Consider the following 15,490-nt stretch of genomic DNA (forward strand, 5'->3'; position numbering starts at 1 on the left):
GAGTGATCCGGCCGCCCGTTCGCGTTCGTCACGCCGTGAGCGTGAGCGTCGTCGTGCGGGTCAGCTCTGCTGGGCGCGGCGGCGCCGGCGGAGCGCCAGCACTGTGAAGCCGGCTGCGAGGAGGGACAGCGCGGCGAGCACGATGCCCGCGACGGAGGCGGCGCCGGTGGAGGCGAGGACGCCCTCCGGCTCGGTCGGGGCAGGAGCGGACTCCTCCGGCTCGGCCGGGGCCTCCGGCTCCGCGGGCACCTCGGCGGCCTCGGCCGTGTTGGTGACGGTGACGAGCGTGTTCTCGGCGTCGCCGACCGTGACGCTGTCGGTGCTGAACGCCGGGGCGCCCCACACGACGCCGTCGATGGACGGGAGGTTCACCTCGGTGAAGGTGACGACCGTGCCGACCGGGAGGGTCTGCGGGCCGTCGACGACTGTGCCGTCGGCCAGCAGGGTCGCCTGGCCGACCAGGTGGAGGCCGCCGAGCTCGTAGGCGTACTCGACCGTGAACTCGGTGTCGGCCGGCACCACGCCGGCGGCGGCACCGGTGAGCGCCTTGGCGAGCGAGAAGCCGCCGACCGGCACCACGACCTCGTCGGCCGTGTTGGTGAGGGTGACCAGCGGGTTCTGGCCGTCGCCGATCGTGATGCTGTCCGCGCTGAACGCGGGAGCGCCCCACACCACGCCGTCGATCGTCGGCAGGTTCACCTCGGTGAAGGTCACGACCGTACCGACGGGCAGGTTCTGCGGGCCGTCCACGACCGTGCCGTCCGCGAGCAGGGTCAGCGTGCCGGTGGTGGCGACGCCGCCCAGGTCGTAGGCGTACTCGACGGTGAACTCCGTGCCGGCCGGGACCAGGCCGGACGCCGCGCCCGTGACCTCCTTGGCCAGCGAGAAGCCGCCGACCGGGACCACGACCTCGTCGGCCGTGTTCGTCAGGGTGACCAGCGTGTTCTGGCCGTCGCCGATCGTGACGCTGCCGGTGCTGAACGCCGGGGCGCCCCACACGACGCCGTCGATCGACGGGAGGTTCACCTCGGTGAACGTGACGACCGTCCCGACCGCGAGGTTCTGCGGCCCGTCGACGACCGTGCCGTCCGCGAGCAGGGTCAGCGTGCCGGTGGTCGGCACCCCGGCAAGGTCGTACGCGTACTCGACCGTGAACTCCGTGCCGGCGGGCACGAGCCCGGCCGCGGCGCCGGTGAGCGCCTTCGCGACGGAGAACCCGCCGACCGGCGCCGGGGCGGCGTCCGCCGTGTTCGTGAGGGTGACAAGCGCGTTCTCGCCGTCGCCGATGGTGATGCTGTCGGCGCTGAAGGCCGGAGCGCCCCAGACGACGCCGCCCAGGTCGGGCAGCTGCACCTCGGTGAAGGAGACGACCGTTCCGGCCGGGAGGTTCTGCGGCCCGTCCACGACGGTGCCGTCCGCGAGCACGGTCAGCGAGCCGGTGACCGTCGAGCCGTCGAGGTCGTACGTGTAGTCGACCGTGAACGCGGTGTCGCCGGGGACGAGGCCGGACGCCGGGCCGGCGACGGCCTTGGCGAGCGAGAAGCCGCCGACCGGGACCACGACCTCGTCGGCCGTGTTCGTCAGGGTGACGAGCGTGTTGGTGCCGTCGCCGATCGTGACGCTGTCCGCGCTGAACGCCGGGGCGCCCCACACCACGCCGGACACCTCCGGGAGGTCGATCTCGGTGAAGGTCACGACCGTGCCGGCGGGCAGGTTCTGCGGGCCGTCGACCACCGTGCCGTCCGCGAGGACGGTCAGCGTGCCGGTGGTGGCGACGCCAGCCAGGTCGTAGGCGTACTCAACTGTGAAGGCGGTGCCGGCGGGAACAGCGGAGGCCGCCGCACCGGTGACGGCCTTGGCGATCGAGAAGCCCCCGACCGGCACCACGACCTCGTCGGCCGTGTTCGTCAGCGTCACCAGGGTGTTCTGGCCGTCGCCGATGGTCACCGAGGACGGGCTGAAGGTCGGGGCGCCCCAGACCACGCCGTCGACGGGCGGGAGGTTGAGCTCGGTGAACGTCACGACCGTCCCGGCCGCGAGGTTCTGCGGGCCGTCGACGACGGTGCCGTCCGCGAGGACGGTGAGCGTGCCGGTGGTCGGCACGCCCTCCAGGTCGTAGGCGTACTCGACCGTGAAGGCCGTGTCGCCGGGCACGAGGCCCGCGGCGGCGCCGGTGAGCGCCTTCGCGACGGAGAAGCCGCCGACCGCCACGGGAGCGGCGTCCGCCGTGTTGGTGAGGAGGATCTCGGCGACCTCGCCCGCTCCGACCGTCAGCGAGGACGGGCTGAACGCCGGGGCGCCCCAGACGACGCCGTCGATCGAGGGGAGGTCGGTCTCGGTGAAGGTGACGACCGTCCCGGCTGGCAGGTTCTGCGGGCCCGAGACCAGCATCCCGTCCGGTGAGACCGTCAGGGTTCCGGTGGCCGGGACGCCGTCGAGCGTGTAGGTGTACGTCACGGTGAACTCGGCGTCGGCGGGCACGAGGCCCGCGGCGTCACCGGTCACGACCTTCTTGACGGCGAACCCGCCCTCGGCCGGGGCGACGTCGATCGGCGAGCACTGCAGGCCGATCCACGGGTAGTTGTGGTGCTCGTTGCCGCCGCCGTGGGTGTACAGGTCGCCGCCCACGTAGAGCCGGCCGTTGGAGCTGACGTCGAGGTTGGCGTCGCCCTGCGGCACCAGGATCGACCCGATCCACTGGCCGCTCCCGTTGAAGTTCACGAGCGGGCTGTCGATGAAGTTCCAGAGGATGCGCGAGGAGGCCGTGCCGAGGTCGGGCGAGGTGGTCGAGTCGACGCGCACGCCGTTCACGGACACGTAGTTGGACTGCAGGTCGACGATCGGGCCGCCGACCACGTTGATCAGTATCGGCATGGTGTCGGTGACGTTGTCGAAGTGGAACTCGGTGGTTCCCTCCAGGACGCCGGCGTCGACCGTGAACACCTGGAGCTCGTCGGCTCCCGTGCCGGTGAACGACATGCCGCCGCCGCGCACGGCCGTGCCGTTCGCGGTCATGGCGGCGAGGCCGCTGGAGGTCTGCTGCACGGTGGCGTGGAAGTCGCCCCACTGCTCCAGCGCGGCGTACGGGCCGATGCCGGTCTCCATCGGGCCGCCGAAGGTATCGATGGCGCCGGTCGCGGTGCCGCCGACGAGCACGCCGCCGCCGCCGGGCAGGCGGGCGCCGACCTCGACGCGGGTGTCGACGCCGATCTGCAGGTCGCCGCCGACGGCGAGCATCGTGGAGCCGGCCTCCGGGGCGATCTGCGAGCCGACGCCGACGGTCCCGACGTTGTAGACGCCGCCCCACTCCTTGTCGAAGAGGGCGTCGCCGCGGACGACGAGCAGGCCCTCCGACTCGGCAGCGGCACCGGTCGCGAGGTAGTTGCCGCCGGCGTACACGGCGACGGTGTTGTCGACGTAGAGGGGGTTGTCGCCGCTCAGCGGCGGCATCTCGGCGGGGCAGTCGCCGAGGGCGATGTCACGCGGCTCCGGGGCGGCGGCCGCCGCGACCGGGACCGTGATCGCCGCGCCCGCGGCGAGCGCGACCGCGGTCGCCGCGGCGGCGACGGCCCGGGGGAATCGGGAGGTGGTCATGGGTTTCTTCGGGTTCCTCTCAGCGCGTCGAACGCGTTGCGGGTGCGGGCAGGTTTCGCAGCGACGCTACGGAGCGGCCCTCGCGTGCGCGGCACTCAGCGGCCGCCGTGCAGTGCGGTTGAGGGCGGACCTGAGTGGTGGAGGGAGGCGCGTGAGGAGTCCGTAAGGGTTGGGTCCGCGGCCGTGAGGAAGTCGTTAGGACGCGTTCTCGGCGCCCGGCGCGGGTGTGGACTCGTCTCCGGCGCGGCCGTCCGGCCCCGTCGTGCGTCATGGATGGAGAGAGTCTTGCTGGACGTCGTCTTCCTCCTCGCGGTGGCCGCCCTCGCGTTGATCGTGGGGCTGGCCGGCCGGGGGGTCGAGAAGCTGTGATCGTCATCGATGCGATCGCGGCGCTGCTCGCGATCGCCGCCGTCGCCTACCTGGTGACCGCCCTCGTGAAGCCGGAGCGCTTCTGATGGCGGGCTGGCTGTTCGTCGCCCAGGTGGCGACGCTCGCGCTGCTGCTCGCCATCGCCTACCGCCCGCTGGGCGACTACATGGCCCGGGTGTTCACCTCCGACCGCGACCTCGCCGTCGAGCGGGGCGTCTACCGGCTGATCGGGGTGGAGCCGCGGGCGGGGCAGTCGTGGCCGGCGTATCTGCGCGGGGTGCTCGCGTTCTCCGTGGTCGGCATCGTGCTCGTGTACGGGCTGCAGCGGCTGCAGCAGTTCCTGCCGTACTCGCTCGGCCTCCCCGCCGTCCCGGAGAGCACCGCCTTCAACACCGCCATCTCCTTCGTCACGAACACCAACTGGCAGTCGTACTCGCCCGAGCTGACGATGGGGTACCTGGTGCAGGCCGCCGGTCTCGCCGTGCAGAACTTCGTCTCTGCGGCCGTCGGGATCGCGATCGCGGTCGCGCTGGTGCGCGGCTTCGCGTCGCGGTCGACCGGCACCATCGGCAACTTCTGGGTGGATCTGCTGCGCGCGACCGTGCGCATCCTCCTCCCCCTGTCGCTCGTCGCGGCGGTCGTGCTGATCGCGGGCGGCGTCGTGCAGAACCTCAGCGGCTTCCAGCACGTGACGACGCTCACCGGGGCCGTGCAGACGATCCCCGGCGGGCCGGTGGCGTCGCAGGAGGCGATCAAGCTGCTCGGCACGAACGGCGGCGGCTTCTTCAACGCCAACTCGGCTCATCCCTTCGAGAACCCGACCGCGTGGACGAACCTCGTCGAGGTGCTGCTCATGCTGCTCATCCCGTTCTCGCTGCCCAGGACCTTCGGCACGATGGTCGGCGACCGCCGGCAGGGCTACGCGATCCTCGCGACGATGGGCCTGCTGTTCGTCGTGTCGCTGACCGCGATGTCGCTGCTGGAGGCGTCGGCCGGCACGATGGAGGGCAAGGAGACCGTGTTCGGCATCCTCGGCTCCACGCTGTTCAACACCACCAGCACCACCACCTCCACGGGGGCGGTGAACGCGATGCTCGACAGCTTCAGCCCGCTCGGCGGACTGATGGCGCTCGTCAACATGATGCTCGGCGAGGTCGTGCCGGGCGGTGTCGGCTCCGGGCTGTACGGGATGCTCGTCATCGCGGTCATCGCCGTCTTCCTGGCCGGCCTCATGGTCGGCCGGACGCCCGAGTACCTCGGCAAGAAGCTCGGGCCGCGCGAGATCAAGCTCGCGAGCCTCTACATCCTCGCCACGCCGACGCTCGTGCTGGTCGGCACCGGGCTGAGCTTCGCCATCCCGGCCATCCGGGACGAGGTCGAGAAGACGTCCATCCTCAACCCGGGTCTGCACGGATTCACCGAGGTGCTGTACGCCTTCACCTCCGCGGCGAACAACAACGGCTCCGCCTTCGCCGGCCTCACCGCGAGCACGCCGTGGTTCAACACGGCGCTCGGCGTCGCGATGTTCCTCGGCCGGTTCCTGCCGATCGTGTTCGTGCTCGCGCTCGCCGGGTCGCTCGCGGCCCAGGGCCGCGTGCCCGCCACCACCGGGACGCTGCCGACGCACCGCCCGCAGTTCGTCGGACTGCTCGCCGGCACGATCGTGCTCGTCTCCGCCCTCACCTATTTCCCCGTTCTCGCGCTGGGCCCCCTGGCGGAAGGACTGAACTGACATGACCACCACCATCCCCGACCACGACACCAGGACCGACGCGCACGCGCACGCGCATCCGTCCGCCGCACCCGCCGGCGCCTTCTCGGTCCGGCAGCTCGCCGCCGCGCTCCCCGGCGCCGCGCGCAAACTCGACCCGCGCCTGATGTGGCGCAACCCGGTCATGTTCATCGTGGAGGTCGGCGCCGCCCTGACGACGGTCATCGCGATCGCGCAGCCGTTCCTCGGCGGCGACGGCGACGCGACCACCTCCCTCGCCTTCACCTGGAGCATCGCCGTCTGGCTGTGGCTGACCGTGCTCTTCGCCAACCTGGCGGAGGCGGTTGCCGAGGGCCGCGGCAAGGCGCAGGCCGCGACGCTCCGCGCGACCCGGTCGAGCACCGTCGCGCAGCGCGTCGCCGGCTACGACGAGGCCGGCGACCCGGACGCCGTCGCCACCCCGCTGGAGCGGGTCGCGTCGAGCGAGCTGAGGCTCGGCGACGTGGTCGTCGTTGCGGCGGGCGAGCTCATCCCGGGCGACGGCGACGTCGTGCACGGCATCGCGACCGTGGACGAGTCGGCGATCACCGGCGAGTCCGCGCCCGTCGTCCGCGAGTCGGGCGGCGACCGCAGCGCCGTCACCGGCGGCACGCGCGTCCTCTCCGACCGCATCGTCGTGCGCATCACGAGCAAGCCGGGCGAGACGTTCGTCGACCGGATGATCCGGCTCGTGGAGGGCGCGGCACGGCAGAAGACGCCGAACGAGATCGCGCTCAACATCCTCCTCGCCAGCCTCTCGATCGTCTTCGTGATCGTCGTGCTGACGCTCGCCCCCGCCGCCGGGTACTCGGACGCCGCTCCCGCGGTGCCGGTGCTCGTCGCGCTGCTGGTGTGCCTCATCCCGACCACGATCGGCGCGCTCATCTCGGCCATCGGCATCGCCGGCATGGACCGGCTCGTGCAGCGCAACGTGCTCGCCATGTCAGGCCGGGCGGTGGAGGCGGCGGGCGACGTGACCACGCTCCTCCTGGACAAGACGGGCACCATCACGTACGGCAACCGCCGCGCCAGCGAACTCACCACGGTCGGCGGCACGGCGAGCGCCGAGCTGGTGCGGGCGGCGGCGCTGTCGTCGCTGTCGGACCCCACGCCGGAGGGCGTCTCGATCGTCGAGCTGGCCGAGACCCTCGGCTATGCGCGCCCCGGCCGCGTGGACGGCGTCATCGTGCCGTTCACCGCGCAGACCAGGATGAGCGGCCTCGACCTGCCGGACGGCTCGCAGGTGCGCAAGGGCGCGGCGAGCGCCGTCGTGACCTGGGTGCGCGCCTCCACACCCCCGTCGGCGGCGACCCTGGCCGAGCTGGAGGAGGAGGTGGAGCGCATCTCGCAGGCGGGAGGCACCCCGCTGGCGGTGGCGTCGCGCACGGCCGACGACGTCGCGACCCTGCTCGGCGTCGTGCACCTCAAGGACATCGTCAAGGAGGGGCTGGCCGAGCGGTTCGCCGACCTGCGCCGGATGGGCATCCGGACCGTGATGGTCACCGGCGACAACCCGCTGACGGCGAAGGCGATCGCGGCGGAGGCGGGGGTCGACGATTTCCTGGCCGAGGCGAAGCCGGAGGACAAGCTGGCCCTGATCCGCCGCGAGCAGGAGGGCGGGAACCTCGTCGCGATGACCGGCGACGGGACCAACGACGCCCCCGCGCTCGCCCAGGCGGACGTCGGCGTCGCGATGAACACCGGCACGTCGGCGGCGAAGGAGGCCGGCAACATGGTCGACCTCGACTCCGACCCGACGAAGCTGATCGACATCGTCCGCATCGGCAAGCAGCTGCTCATCACCCGCGGGGCGCTCACGACGTTCTCGATCGCGAACGACGTGGCCAAGTACTTCGCGATCATCCCGGCGATGTTCGTCGGCGCCTTCCCCGGGCTCGCGGCGCTCAACGTGATGGGGCTGCACTCGCCGGCGTCGGCCATCCTCTCGGCGGTCGTCTTCAACGCGATCGTGATCGTGCTGCTGATCCCGCTGGCGCTGCGCGGCGTGCGGTACCGGGCGGTCTCCGCGGCCTCGCTGCTCGGGCGCAACCTGCTCGTGTACGGGCTCGGCGGGATCGTGGCGCCGTTCGTCGGCATCAAGCTCATCGACCTGCTGGTCGCGCTCATCCCCGGGTTCTGACCCGGATCCCGAGAGAAGGAATCGAACCGTGAACACGCTCCGCGGCGCCTGGCGCCCCTACTGGGTGGCCCTGCGCGCCCTTCTCGTCCTGACCGTCGTGCTCGGCCTGGCCTACCCGCTGGTGGTCACCGCGATCGGCCAGGTCGCCCTCCCCGCCGCCGCCAACGGGTCCCTCGTCCGCGCGGACGGCCGTGCGGACGGCGCGGTCGTCGGCTCGGCGCTGATCGGCCAGTCGTTCGCCGACGCCGACGGCACGGCCCTGCCGCAGTGGTTCCAGTCGCGCCCGTCGGCGGCGGGCGACGGCTACGACGGCGGCGCCTCCTCCGGCAGCAACCTGGCCGCCGCCAACCCCGACCAGCAGAAGGCGGTGGCCGACCGCACGGCCGCCATCGAGTCGAGCGACGGCGTGACCGCGGCGCGGATCCCCGGCGACGCGGTGACGGCCTCCGGCTCCGGCCTCGACCCGCACATCTCCCCCGCCTATGCCCTCCTCCAGGTGAAGCGGGTGGCCGCGGCGCGCGGCCTCGAAGAGAGCGCGGTGCGGGAGCTGGTGACGTCTAGGATTCAGGGACGGGACCTCGGCTACCTCGGGGACCCGACCGTGAACGTGCTCCAGCTGAACCTCGCGCTGGCGGAGATGGACAGGTAGACGATGCCTCGTGGCCACCTGCGGGTGATGCTCGGCGCCGCGCCGGGGGTGGGCAAGACCTACGCCATGCTCGAGGAGGGCAGGAGGCTGCGCGACCTCGGCAAAGACGTGGTCGTCGCCGTCGCCGAGACCCACGACCGCGCCGCGACCGCCGCGATGCTCGACGGGCTGGAGGTCGTCCCCCGCCGCCGTGTCGAGCACCGCGGTGTGGCACTGCCCGAGCTCGACCTCGACGCGGTGCTCGCCAGGGCGCCGCAGCTCGCGCTCGTGGACGAGCTCGCGCACACCAACGCGCCCGGCTCCCCCAACGAGAAGCGCTGGCAGGATGTGGAGGCGATGCTCGCCGCGGGCATCGACGTCACCTCCACGGTCAACATCCAGCACATCGAGTCGCTGAACGACGTGGTCGAGCAGATCACCGGGGTGCGGCAGCGCGAGACCGTGCCAGACGCCGTGCTGCGCGCCGCCGATCAGATCGAGGTGGTCGACCTCGCCCCGCAGGCCCTCCGCGACCGCCTGGCCGAGGGTCTCGTCTACCCGGCCGCCCGCATCGACGCCGCCCTGTCGAACTACTTCCGGCTCGGCAACCTGACCGCCCTGCGCGAGCTGGCGCTGCTCTGGCTGGCCGACGAGGTCGACAGCGCGCTGCAGCGGTACCGCGCCGAGCACGGCATCGCCGGCACCTGGGAGGCGCGCGAGCGCGTGGTGGTCGCCCTGACCGGCGGCCCGGAGGGCAAGACCCTGCTCCGCCGCGGCGCCCGGATCGCCGCGCGCTCGGCCGGAGGCGAGCTCCTCGCCGTGCACGTCACGGGAGAGGACGGCCTCCGCGAGTCGACGCCGGGCGCCCTCGCCGAGCAGCGCGCCCTGGTGGAGCAGCTGGGCGGCAGCTACCACCAGGTGGTCGGCAACGACATCCCGCGCGCCCTCGTCGCATTCGCCCGCGCCGAGAACGCCACGCAGCTCGTCATCGGCGTCTCCCGCCGCAGCCGGCTCTCCGCCCTGCTGACCGGGCCGGGCATCGGCGCGACCGTGATCAGGGAGTCCGGCGACATCGACGTGCACATCGTCTCGCACGCGCGGGCGGGCGGGCGGTTCTCCCTCCCCCGGCCGCGCGGCGGGCTGACCGTGCGGCGGCGCGTGTACGGCTTCGCGCTCGCACTGGTCGGCGGCCCCCTGCTCACCGTGCTGCTGACGAACCTCCGCTCGCCCGAGTCGATGACCGCCGACGTGCTGAGCTATCAGCTCCTCGTCGTCGTGGTCGCGCTGGTCGGCGGCATCTGGCCGGCGATCTTCGCCGCACTTCTCTCGGGGCTCACGCTCGACTACTTCTTCGTGGACCCGCTGTACACGATCACCGTCGGCGAGCCGCTGCACCTGCTGGCGCTGCTGCTGTACGTGGTCATCGCCGTCCTGGTCAGCATCGTCGTCGACCAGGCGGCCCGGCGCACGCGGGCCGCGCAGCGCGCCGCGGCGGAGGCCGAGCTGCTCGCGACCGTCGCGGGCGGCGTCATCCGCGGCGAGGATGCGCTGCAGGCCCTCGTCACGCGCACCCGCGAGGCGTTCCGACTGACCGGGGTGCGCCTCTTCGTCGACGGGGAGGTCGTGTCGTCCGACGGCGAACCCGCCGAGCCCGCGCGCACCCGCACGGTCCCCGTCGGCGCCCGCGGCACCCTGGAGCTGTCCGGCCGTGAGCTCGAGGCCGCCGACCGCCGGCTCCTCGCTGCCATCGTCGCCCAGCTCGACGCCGCCCTCCAGCACAGGGACCTCGCGGCCACCGCGGGCGAGCTGGGCCCGCTCGCCGAGGCCGACCGCGTCCGCAGCGCCCTGCTCGCCGCCGTCGGCCACGACCTGCGCCGCCCGCTCGCCTCCGCCACGGCCGCCGTCAGCACCCTCCGCCAGACGGGCCTCGCGCTCAGCGACGCCGACCGGGAGGAGCTGCTCGCCACCGCCGACGAGAGCCTCCACGGCCTCGCCGTGCTCGTGACGAACCTGCTCGACGCGAGCCGGGTGGAGGCCGGGGTGCTGGGCGTCTCGCTCGCGCCGACCGAGCTCGACGACGTCGTCCCTCCCGCCCTCGACGAGCTCGCGCTCGGACCCGGCGAGGTGGAGCTCGACCTGCCCGCCCACGTGCCGCCGGTGCTCGCGGACGGGGTGCTGCTGCAGCGCGTGCTCGTCAACCTGCTCTCCAACGCCGCCCGGTACTCCCCCGCCGACCGGCCGCCGGTGGTGGCCGCCAGCGAGTTCGGCGGCACGGTGCAGCTGCGGGTGATCGACCACGGCCCCGGCATCCCCGCCGAGCGCCGCGACGCGGTGTTCCTGCCGTTCCAGCGGCTCGGCGACACCGACAACGACGCCGGCATCGGGCTGGGTCTCGCGCTGTCGAAGGGGTTCGTGGAGGGCATGGGCGGCACGCTCGAGGCCGAGGACACCCCCGGCGGCGGCCTCACGATGGTCGTCTCGCTGCCGGCCGCGCCGGACCATGAGGAGGAGCGGGCGTGAAGATCCTCATCGCCGACGACGACGGCCAGATGCTGCGCGCCCTGCGCATCCTGCTGAGCGCGCACGGGTACGAGGTCGTCACGGCCGGAACCGGGGCGGAGGCGCTGACGCAGGCCGTGGAGCACCATCCGGACCTCGTGATGCTCGACCTCGGGATGCCCGAGCTCGACGGCATTGAGGTCATCCAGGGGCTGCGCGGCTGGACGGGCGTGCCGATCCTCGTCGTGTCCGGCCGCACCGGCTCGGCCGACAAGGTCGACGCCCTCGACGCGGGCGCCGACGACTACGTCACCAAGCCGTTCGCCGCGGACGAGCTGCTGGCGCGCATCCGCGCCCTCACCCGGCGGCAGAGCGGCCCCGCCGACGAGCCGGTCGTGCGGTTCGGCGACGTCGCCGTGGATCTCGCCGCGCGGCAGGTGACGCGGACGACACCCGACGGCGAGCAGTCCGTGCGCCTGACACCGACCGAGTGGGCGCTGCTGGAGGTGCTGCTGCGCAACCCGCGCCGGCTCGTGACCCGGCAGGCGCTGCTGACCCAGGTGTGGGGACCGCAGTACACCAGCGATACCGGCTACCTCCGGCTCTACCTGGCGCAGCTCCGCAAGAAGCTCGAACCGGAGCCATCGCACCCGCGCTACCTGCTGACGGAGGCGGGGATGGGGTACCGGTTCGTGCCGGACGCCTGACAGGCGACGACGCCTGACCGGCGACGACGACTGACCGGCGACGCCGCCCGACCGGCGACGCCCGGCTCGGAGGGAATGGGCCGGCTGATACGCCGGGTTCTGTCACGGCGCGTGAGCGCCGCGGACGGCCATCTATCTCGGAGCGGCGTTGCCGCCGCCCTCCAGCGGTCTACCCGGGGACTCGGCGAGCAGCCTCATCGTCCCCTGTCTGACCTTGCTCCGGGCGAGGTTTACACAGCCGGCCGGGTCACCCCGGTCGCTGGTGGTCTCTTACACCACCGTTTCACCCTTACCGCGGGCCGAAGCCCGTGGCGGTCTGCTCTCTGTTGCACTGTCTCGCGGGTCACCCCGGGTGGGCGTTACCCACCACCCTGCTCTGTGGAGCCCGGACGTTCCTCGGCGGCCCGCTCGCGCGGACCGACGCGACCGTCTTGCCGACCCATTCCACGCTCAACGATAGCGCAGGAGCCGGCCGCGGCCCGAGGAGTGCTAGAGCCCCGAGTCATCGCCGCGCACCAGGATGGCGCCGCTGTCCGGGCACAGCACCACGTCGTCGGCGGCCGCGCGGCGGATCTCCGAGAGGTCGGACTCCGTCAGCTTCACGTTCGACCCCATCGACACGCCGCGGATGAGCGCGGCGGCGCCGATCCCGTAGCGGGAGCGCTGGCGCTCGTACAGCTCGATCAGGTCCGCCGGGAGCGCACCGGCGATCGTCGCCCGATCGGTGGCGAGGGCCTCCCGCTGCGCGTTCAGCGCGCCGACGGCCTCGTCGCGGGCGGCCTCGAGCGCGGCGATCCGCTCGTCCTGCTCCGCGCGCTCGGCCTCGACGGCGGCGAGCGCCTTCTCGAGGTCCTCGACGCGCTGCATCACGGTCAGCTCGATCTCCTCGAGGTCGCCCTGCCGCTTGGCGAGGGAGGCGAGCTCCGCCTCCAGCGCCTGCACGTCCTTGACCGAGGCGGTGTGCTGCACGCGCTCGTTGTCGCGGGCGACGCGCGCCTCCACCACCTTCACGTCGGACTCGATGCGGCCGAGCTCGGCGCGCGCGTCCTCCAGCTCGCCGGTCGCGGCGATCCAGCGGGCCCGGAGCGCCTCGACCTCGGGCTGCAGGGCGGCCAGCTCCTTGGTCTGCGGGAGGCTGGCGGCGGCGTGGGCGAGCTGCGCGAGCCGGGTGTCGGCGGCCTGGAGGCGCAGGAGCTCGTTCTGGTCGGCGGGGCTGGCTTTCACGGTGCGGTGCTCCCTGGTCGGGGTGGATCTGGATCGTATGGAGTTCTGGAGGCCGTGCGAGCGGTCATTGCAGGATCGCGAAGTCCCACGGGTCGGTGCGCAGCTCGCTGACGGCGACGTCGACGCCGGGCAGCGCGGAGCGCAGCTGCTCGGCGGCGGTGTCGAGCCAGAGCCACTCGCTGGCCCAGTGCGACACGTCGAGCAGGGCGGGGCCGGTGCCGACGATCGCCTGCTCGCGCGCCTCGGACGCCGGATGGTGGCGCAGGTCGGCCGTGATGTACACGTCGGAGCCGCGCACGGCCTCCGACCCGAGCAGCGAGTCGCCAGCGCCGCCGCACACGGCGATGCGCGACACCGGCTGGTGGTAGTCGCCGGCCGCGCGCACTCCCCCGGCCGTCGGCGGGAGGATGTCTGCGAGCGCCCGCGCGAGCGCACCGAGCGTCGTCGGCTCGGCGAGCGTCCCGACGCGGCCGATCCCGGTCACGCCGTCGGCCGCCGGCGCGATGGGCGCGGTGTCGCGGAGGCCGAGCCGGGCCGCGAGGACGGCGCTCGTGCCGTCGGCGACCACGTCGGCGTTGGTGTGCGCGGCGATGAGGGCGCAGTCGTTGCGGATCAGGCGCGCCAGCAGCGCGCCCTTGTACCGGTCCTCTGCGACGCTCGTGACCCCGCGCAGCAGCAGCGGGTGGTGGGCGAGCAGGAGGTCCGCCTTCGTCTCGACCGCCTCGTCCACCGTCGCCGAGACGGCGTCGACGGTGAGCAGGATGCGCTCGACGGGCGCTGCCGGGTCACCGGCGACGAGGCCGGGCGCGTCCCAGCTCTCGGCGCCCGAGAGCGGCCACAGGCGCTCGACGGTCTCGCGGACGGAGCTGACGGTGTGCGGCACGGGATAGAGCCTACGGGATGCGCCCCCGCTCGCCGCAGCGCCTTTCAGGGCAGCGCCCTACAAGGCAGTGCGCGTCAGGCCAGCGCTCGTCAGGCCAGTGCGCGCTCCTGCCTCCGCACGGCCGGGATGCCCGCGACCATCGGGGTGAGCAGGCCGAGCGCCAGGGCGGCCGGCACACCGATGTCGGTGGCCCCCAGCCCCGCGTTCGTGTCGATGCCGGCGAGCCGGAACAGGTAGCCCTCCCACATCAGCCACGGCACGTCGGACGTGACCAGGCCGAAGCCGACCACGCTCGCGACGACGAGCATCGACAGGTTGACCCAGCGCCAGTCCGGGTAGACCCCGCCGCGCTGCAGCAGCGACGGCTGGTGGAACCGCCGCATCCGCAGCATCATCTCCCCGGCGAAGATCCCCGACCAGGCTGCGACCGGCACCGACAGCGCGGTCGGGATGCCGCGGATGAGCCCCGCGAGGTCGCTCACCGTCAGCGCGAGGCCCACTCCGGCGAGCGCGATCGCACCCGCCGTGATGAGCGTGCTCCACCGCCTCCCGAGCCGCACCCCGAGCGCGTCGAGCGTGAAGCCCGCCGAGTAGCAGGTCAGCACGAGCGCCGACACCAGGCTGAGCACCACCGAGAGCAGCAGGGCGATGGCGAACCACCCCGGCAGGCCGAGCCGGGCGAGCGCGCCGACCGGGTCCCTGGCGAGCCCGATCGCGAGTTCGGGGCTGGAGGCGGCGAGCAGCCCTCCGTACGACACGAGGACGAACGGCGGGACCGCGGCGCCGAAGGCCGCCCAGAGCATCCCCGTCGCCCCGGACGAGGTCGGCCGCTGGTACCGCGCGACCTCGGCGCTGCTCATGGCCCAGGCGAGGCCCAGGTAGCTGAACACGATGACGGCGCCCGTGATGACGTGCGTCCACAGCGCATCGGGGAAGGCGAGCGCGCTCCCGACGTCGACCTGGGGCCAGGTCGCCGCGATCACGATGAGGATGAGCACGGCGGAGGCGATGGTGAGGACGAGCTGCACCCTCGCCACCAGCGCGTAACCGAACCACGCGACCGCCCCCGCGACCGCGATGACGAGGACCAGGGCGACGGAGGTCCAGACGACCGGACCGCTCGCCCAGCCCTGCGCGACCGCCAGCGACCCCGCGGCGGTCCCGGCGAGCCAGAGCAGCACCGCGCCCCAGAACAGCTTGACCAGCAGGGCGAGCACGGTCGGGACGATGTTGCCCAGCATCCCGAACGTCGCCCGCGACACCACCATCGTGGGCTGGCCGCTCCACTTGCCCGCCAGCGTGCCCAGCCCGAGCGGGACGAACGACAGCGCGACGCCGAACAGGGTGGCGACGAGCAACTGCCGCAGGCTGAGTCCGAGCGTGAACAGCGTCGCCCCGACCCCGACCGACACGAGCGAGGACGTCGCCGCGAACCACAGCCAGAACATCCGGGACGCGCGCCCCACCCTCCGGTCCATCGGCGACGGCTCCAGGTCGGCGGTCTCCGGCACGAACAGCGGCGGCGCCTGCGCCTCGACCCCGTACAGGAAGGCCTGGTCGTCGGGCAGCCGGCGGGAGGGTCGCGGCGCATGCTCCGCGCTTGCGATGTCGTCGGCGTCGTCGGCCACGTCACGGTCGATGTGGTCGCCGGCGGCCGCGGCCGGACCGAGCTCGTGGGTCACGATCGGGCCGGAGG

At 73.1% G+C, this 15,490-nt stretch carries 10 protein-coding genes and 1 other RNA gene; 6 read left to right on the forward strand and 5 right to left on the reverse strand.

What is annotated here, in order from left to right; all coding sequences use genetic code 11:
* Nucleotides 1–60 precede the first annotated feature (60 nt).
* Nucleotides 61–3,594, reverse strand: coding sequence for a DUF5979 domain-containing protein (locus ACR9ZG_RS13540; protein WP_481285372.1), 3,534 nt, complete (start codon nt 3,592–3,594; stop codon nt 61–63).
* A gap of 365 nt (nt 3,595–3,959) precedes the next feature.
* Here ACR9ZG_RS13540 and ACR9ZG_RS13545 point away from each other — a divergent pair, with 365 nt between their 5' ends.
* From ACR9ZG_RS13545 to ACR9ZG_RS13570, 6 genes are read left to right on the forward strand one after another with little or no spacing between them, the layout of a single operon-like run.
* Nucleotides 3,960–4,049 (forward strand): potassium-transporting ATPase subunit F, encoded by a 90-nt coding sequence (locus ACR9ZG_RS13545; protein WP_481285373.1) that lies wholly within the window; start codon nt 3,960–3,962, stop codon nt 4,047–4,049.
* Nucleotides 4,049–5,695 carry a potassium-transporting ATPase subunit KdpA gene (gene kdpA, locus ACR9ZG_RS13550; protein WP_481285374.1) on the forward strand — a complete coding sequence of 549 codons (1,647 nt, stop codon included), beginning with the start codon at nt 4,049–4,051 and terminating at the stop codon, nt 5,693–5,695. Before ACR9ZG_RS13545 ends, kdpA begins: the two co-directional genes overlap by 1 nt.
* Before the next feature lies 1 nt (nt 5,696).
* Nucleotides 5,697–7,853, forward strand: coding sequence for a potassium-transporting ATPase subunit KdpB (gene kdpB, locus ACR9ZG_RS13555; protein ID WP_481285375.1), 2,157 nt, complete (start codon nt 5,697–5,699; stop codon nt 7,851–7,853).
* Between the two features lie 28 nt (nt 7,854–7,881).
* On the forward strand, nt 7,882–8,502 hold the full coding sequence (gene kdpC / locus ACR9ZG_RS13560) for a potassium-transporting ATPase subunit KdpC (RefSeq protein ID WP_481285376.1): 621 nt from the start codon (nt 7,882–7,884) through the stop codon (nt 8,500–8,502).
* Between the two features lie 3 nt (nt 8,503–8,505).
* Complete coding sequence (locus ACR9ZG_RS13565) at nt 8,506–11,001, forward strand: DUF4118 domain-containing protein (protein ID WP_481285377.1); 2,496 nt, start codon at nt 8,506–8,508, stop codon at nt 10,999–11,001.
* Nucleotides 10,998–11,687, forward strand: a complete 690-nt coding sequence (locus ACR9ZG_RS13570; RefSeq protein WP_481285378.1) for a response regulator — start codon at nt 10,998–11,000, stop codon at nt 11,685–11,687. The genes ACR9ZG_RS13565 and ACR9ZG_RS13570 overlap by 4 nt, the downstream gene beginning before the upstream one ends.
* Nucleotides 11,688–11,759: 72 nt before the next feature.
* Here ACR9ZG_RS13570 and rnpB read toward each other — a convergent pair.
* The 4 genes from rnpB to ACR9ZG_RS13590 all read right to left on the reverse strand — a co-directional run.
* Nucleotides 11,760–12,129, reverse strand: an RNA gene (gene rnpB / locus ACR9ZG_RS13575) — RNase P RNA component class A.
* A 47-nt stretch (nt 12,130–12,176) separates the two neighbouring features.
* Nucleotides 12,177–12,911, reverse strand: a complete 735-nt coding sequence (locus ACR9ZG_RS13580; protein ID WP_481285379.1) for a zinc ribbon domain-containing protein — start codon at nt 12,909–12,911, stop codon at nt 12,177–12,179.
* Nucleotides 12,912–12,975: 64 nt separating this feature from the next.
* A complete protein-coding gene (locus ACR9ZG_RS13585) occupies nt 12,976–13,794 on the reverse strand; it encodes a Nif3-like dinuclear metal center hexameric protein (RefSeq protein ID WP_481285380.1) in 819 nt (272 codons plus the stop codon).
* 89 nt (nt 13,795–13,883) lie between these two features.
* The coding region (locus ACR9ZG_RS13590; protein WP_481285381.1) for a purine-cytosine permease family protein at nt 13,884–15,490 on the reverse strand (1,607 nt) is incomplete at its 5' end.

This window comes from Leifsonia sp. KNZ12-8B (assembly GCF_056755495.1).

What these genes read in the sequence shown, in the direction of transcription:
- ACR9ZG_RS13565 (WP_481285377.1), top strand. Translation starts at nt 8,506, where the DNA reads ATGCCTCGTGGCCACCTGCGGGTGATGCTCGGCGCCGCGCCGGGGGTG.
- ACR9ZG_RS13540 (WP_481285372.1), bottom strand. Translation starts at nt 3,594, where the DNA reads ATGACCACCTCCCGATTCCCCCGGGCCGTCGCCGCCGCGGCGACCGCG.
- kdpA (WP_481285374.1), top strand. Translation starts at nt 4,049, where the DNA reads ATGGCGGGCTGGCTGTTCGTCGCCCAGGTGGCGACGCTCGCGCTGCTG.
- kdpB (WP_481285375.1), top strand. Translation starts at nt 5,697, where the DNA reads ATGACCACCACCATCCCCGACCACGACACCAGGACCGACGCGCACGCG.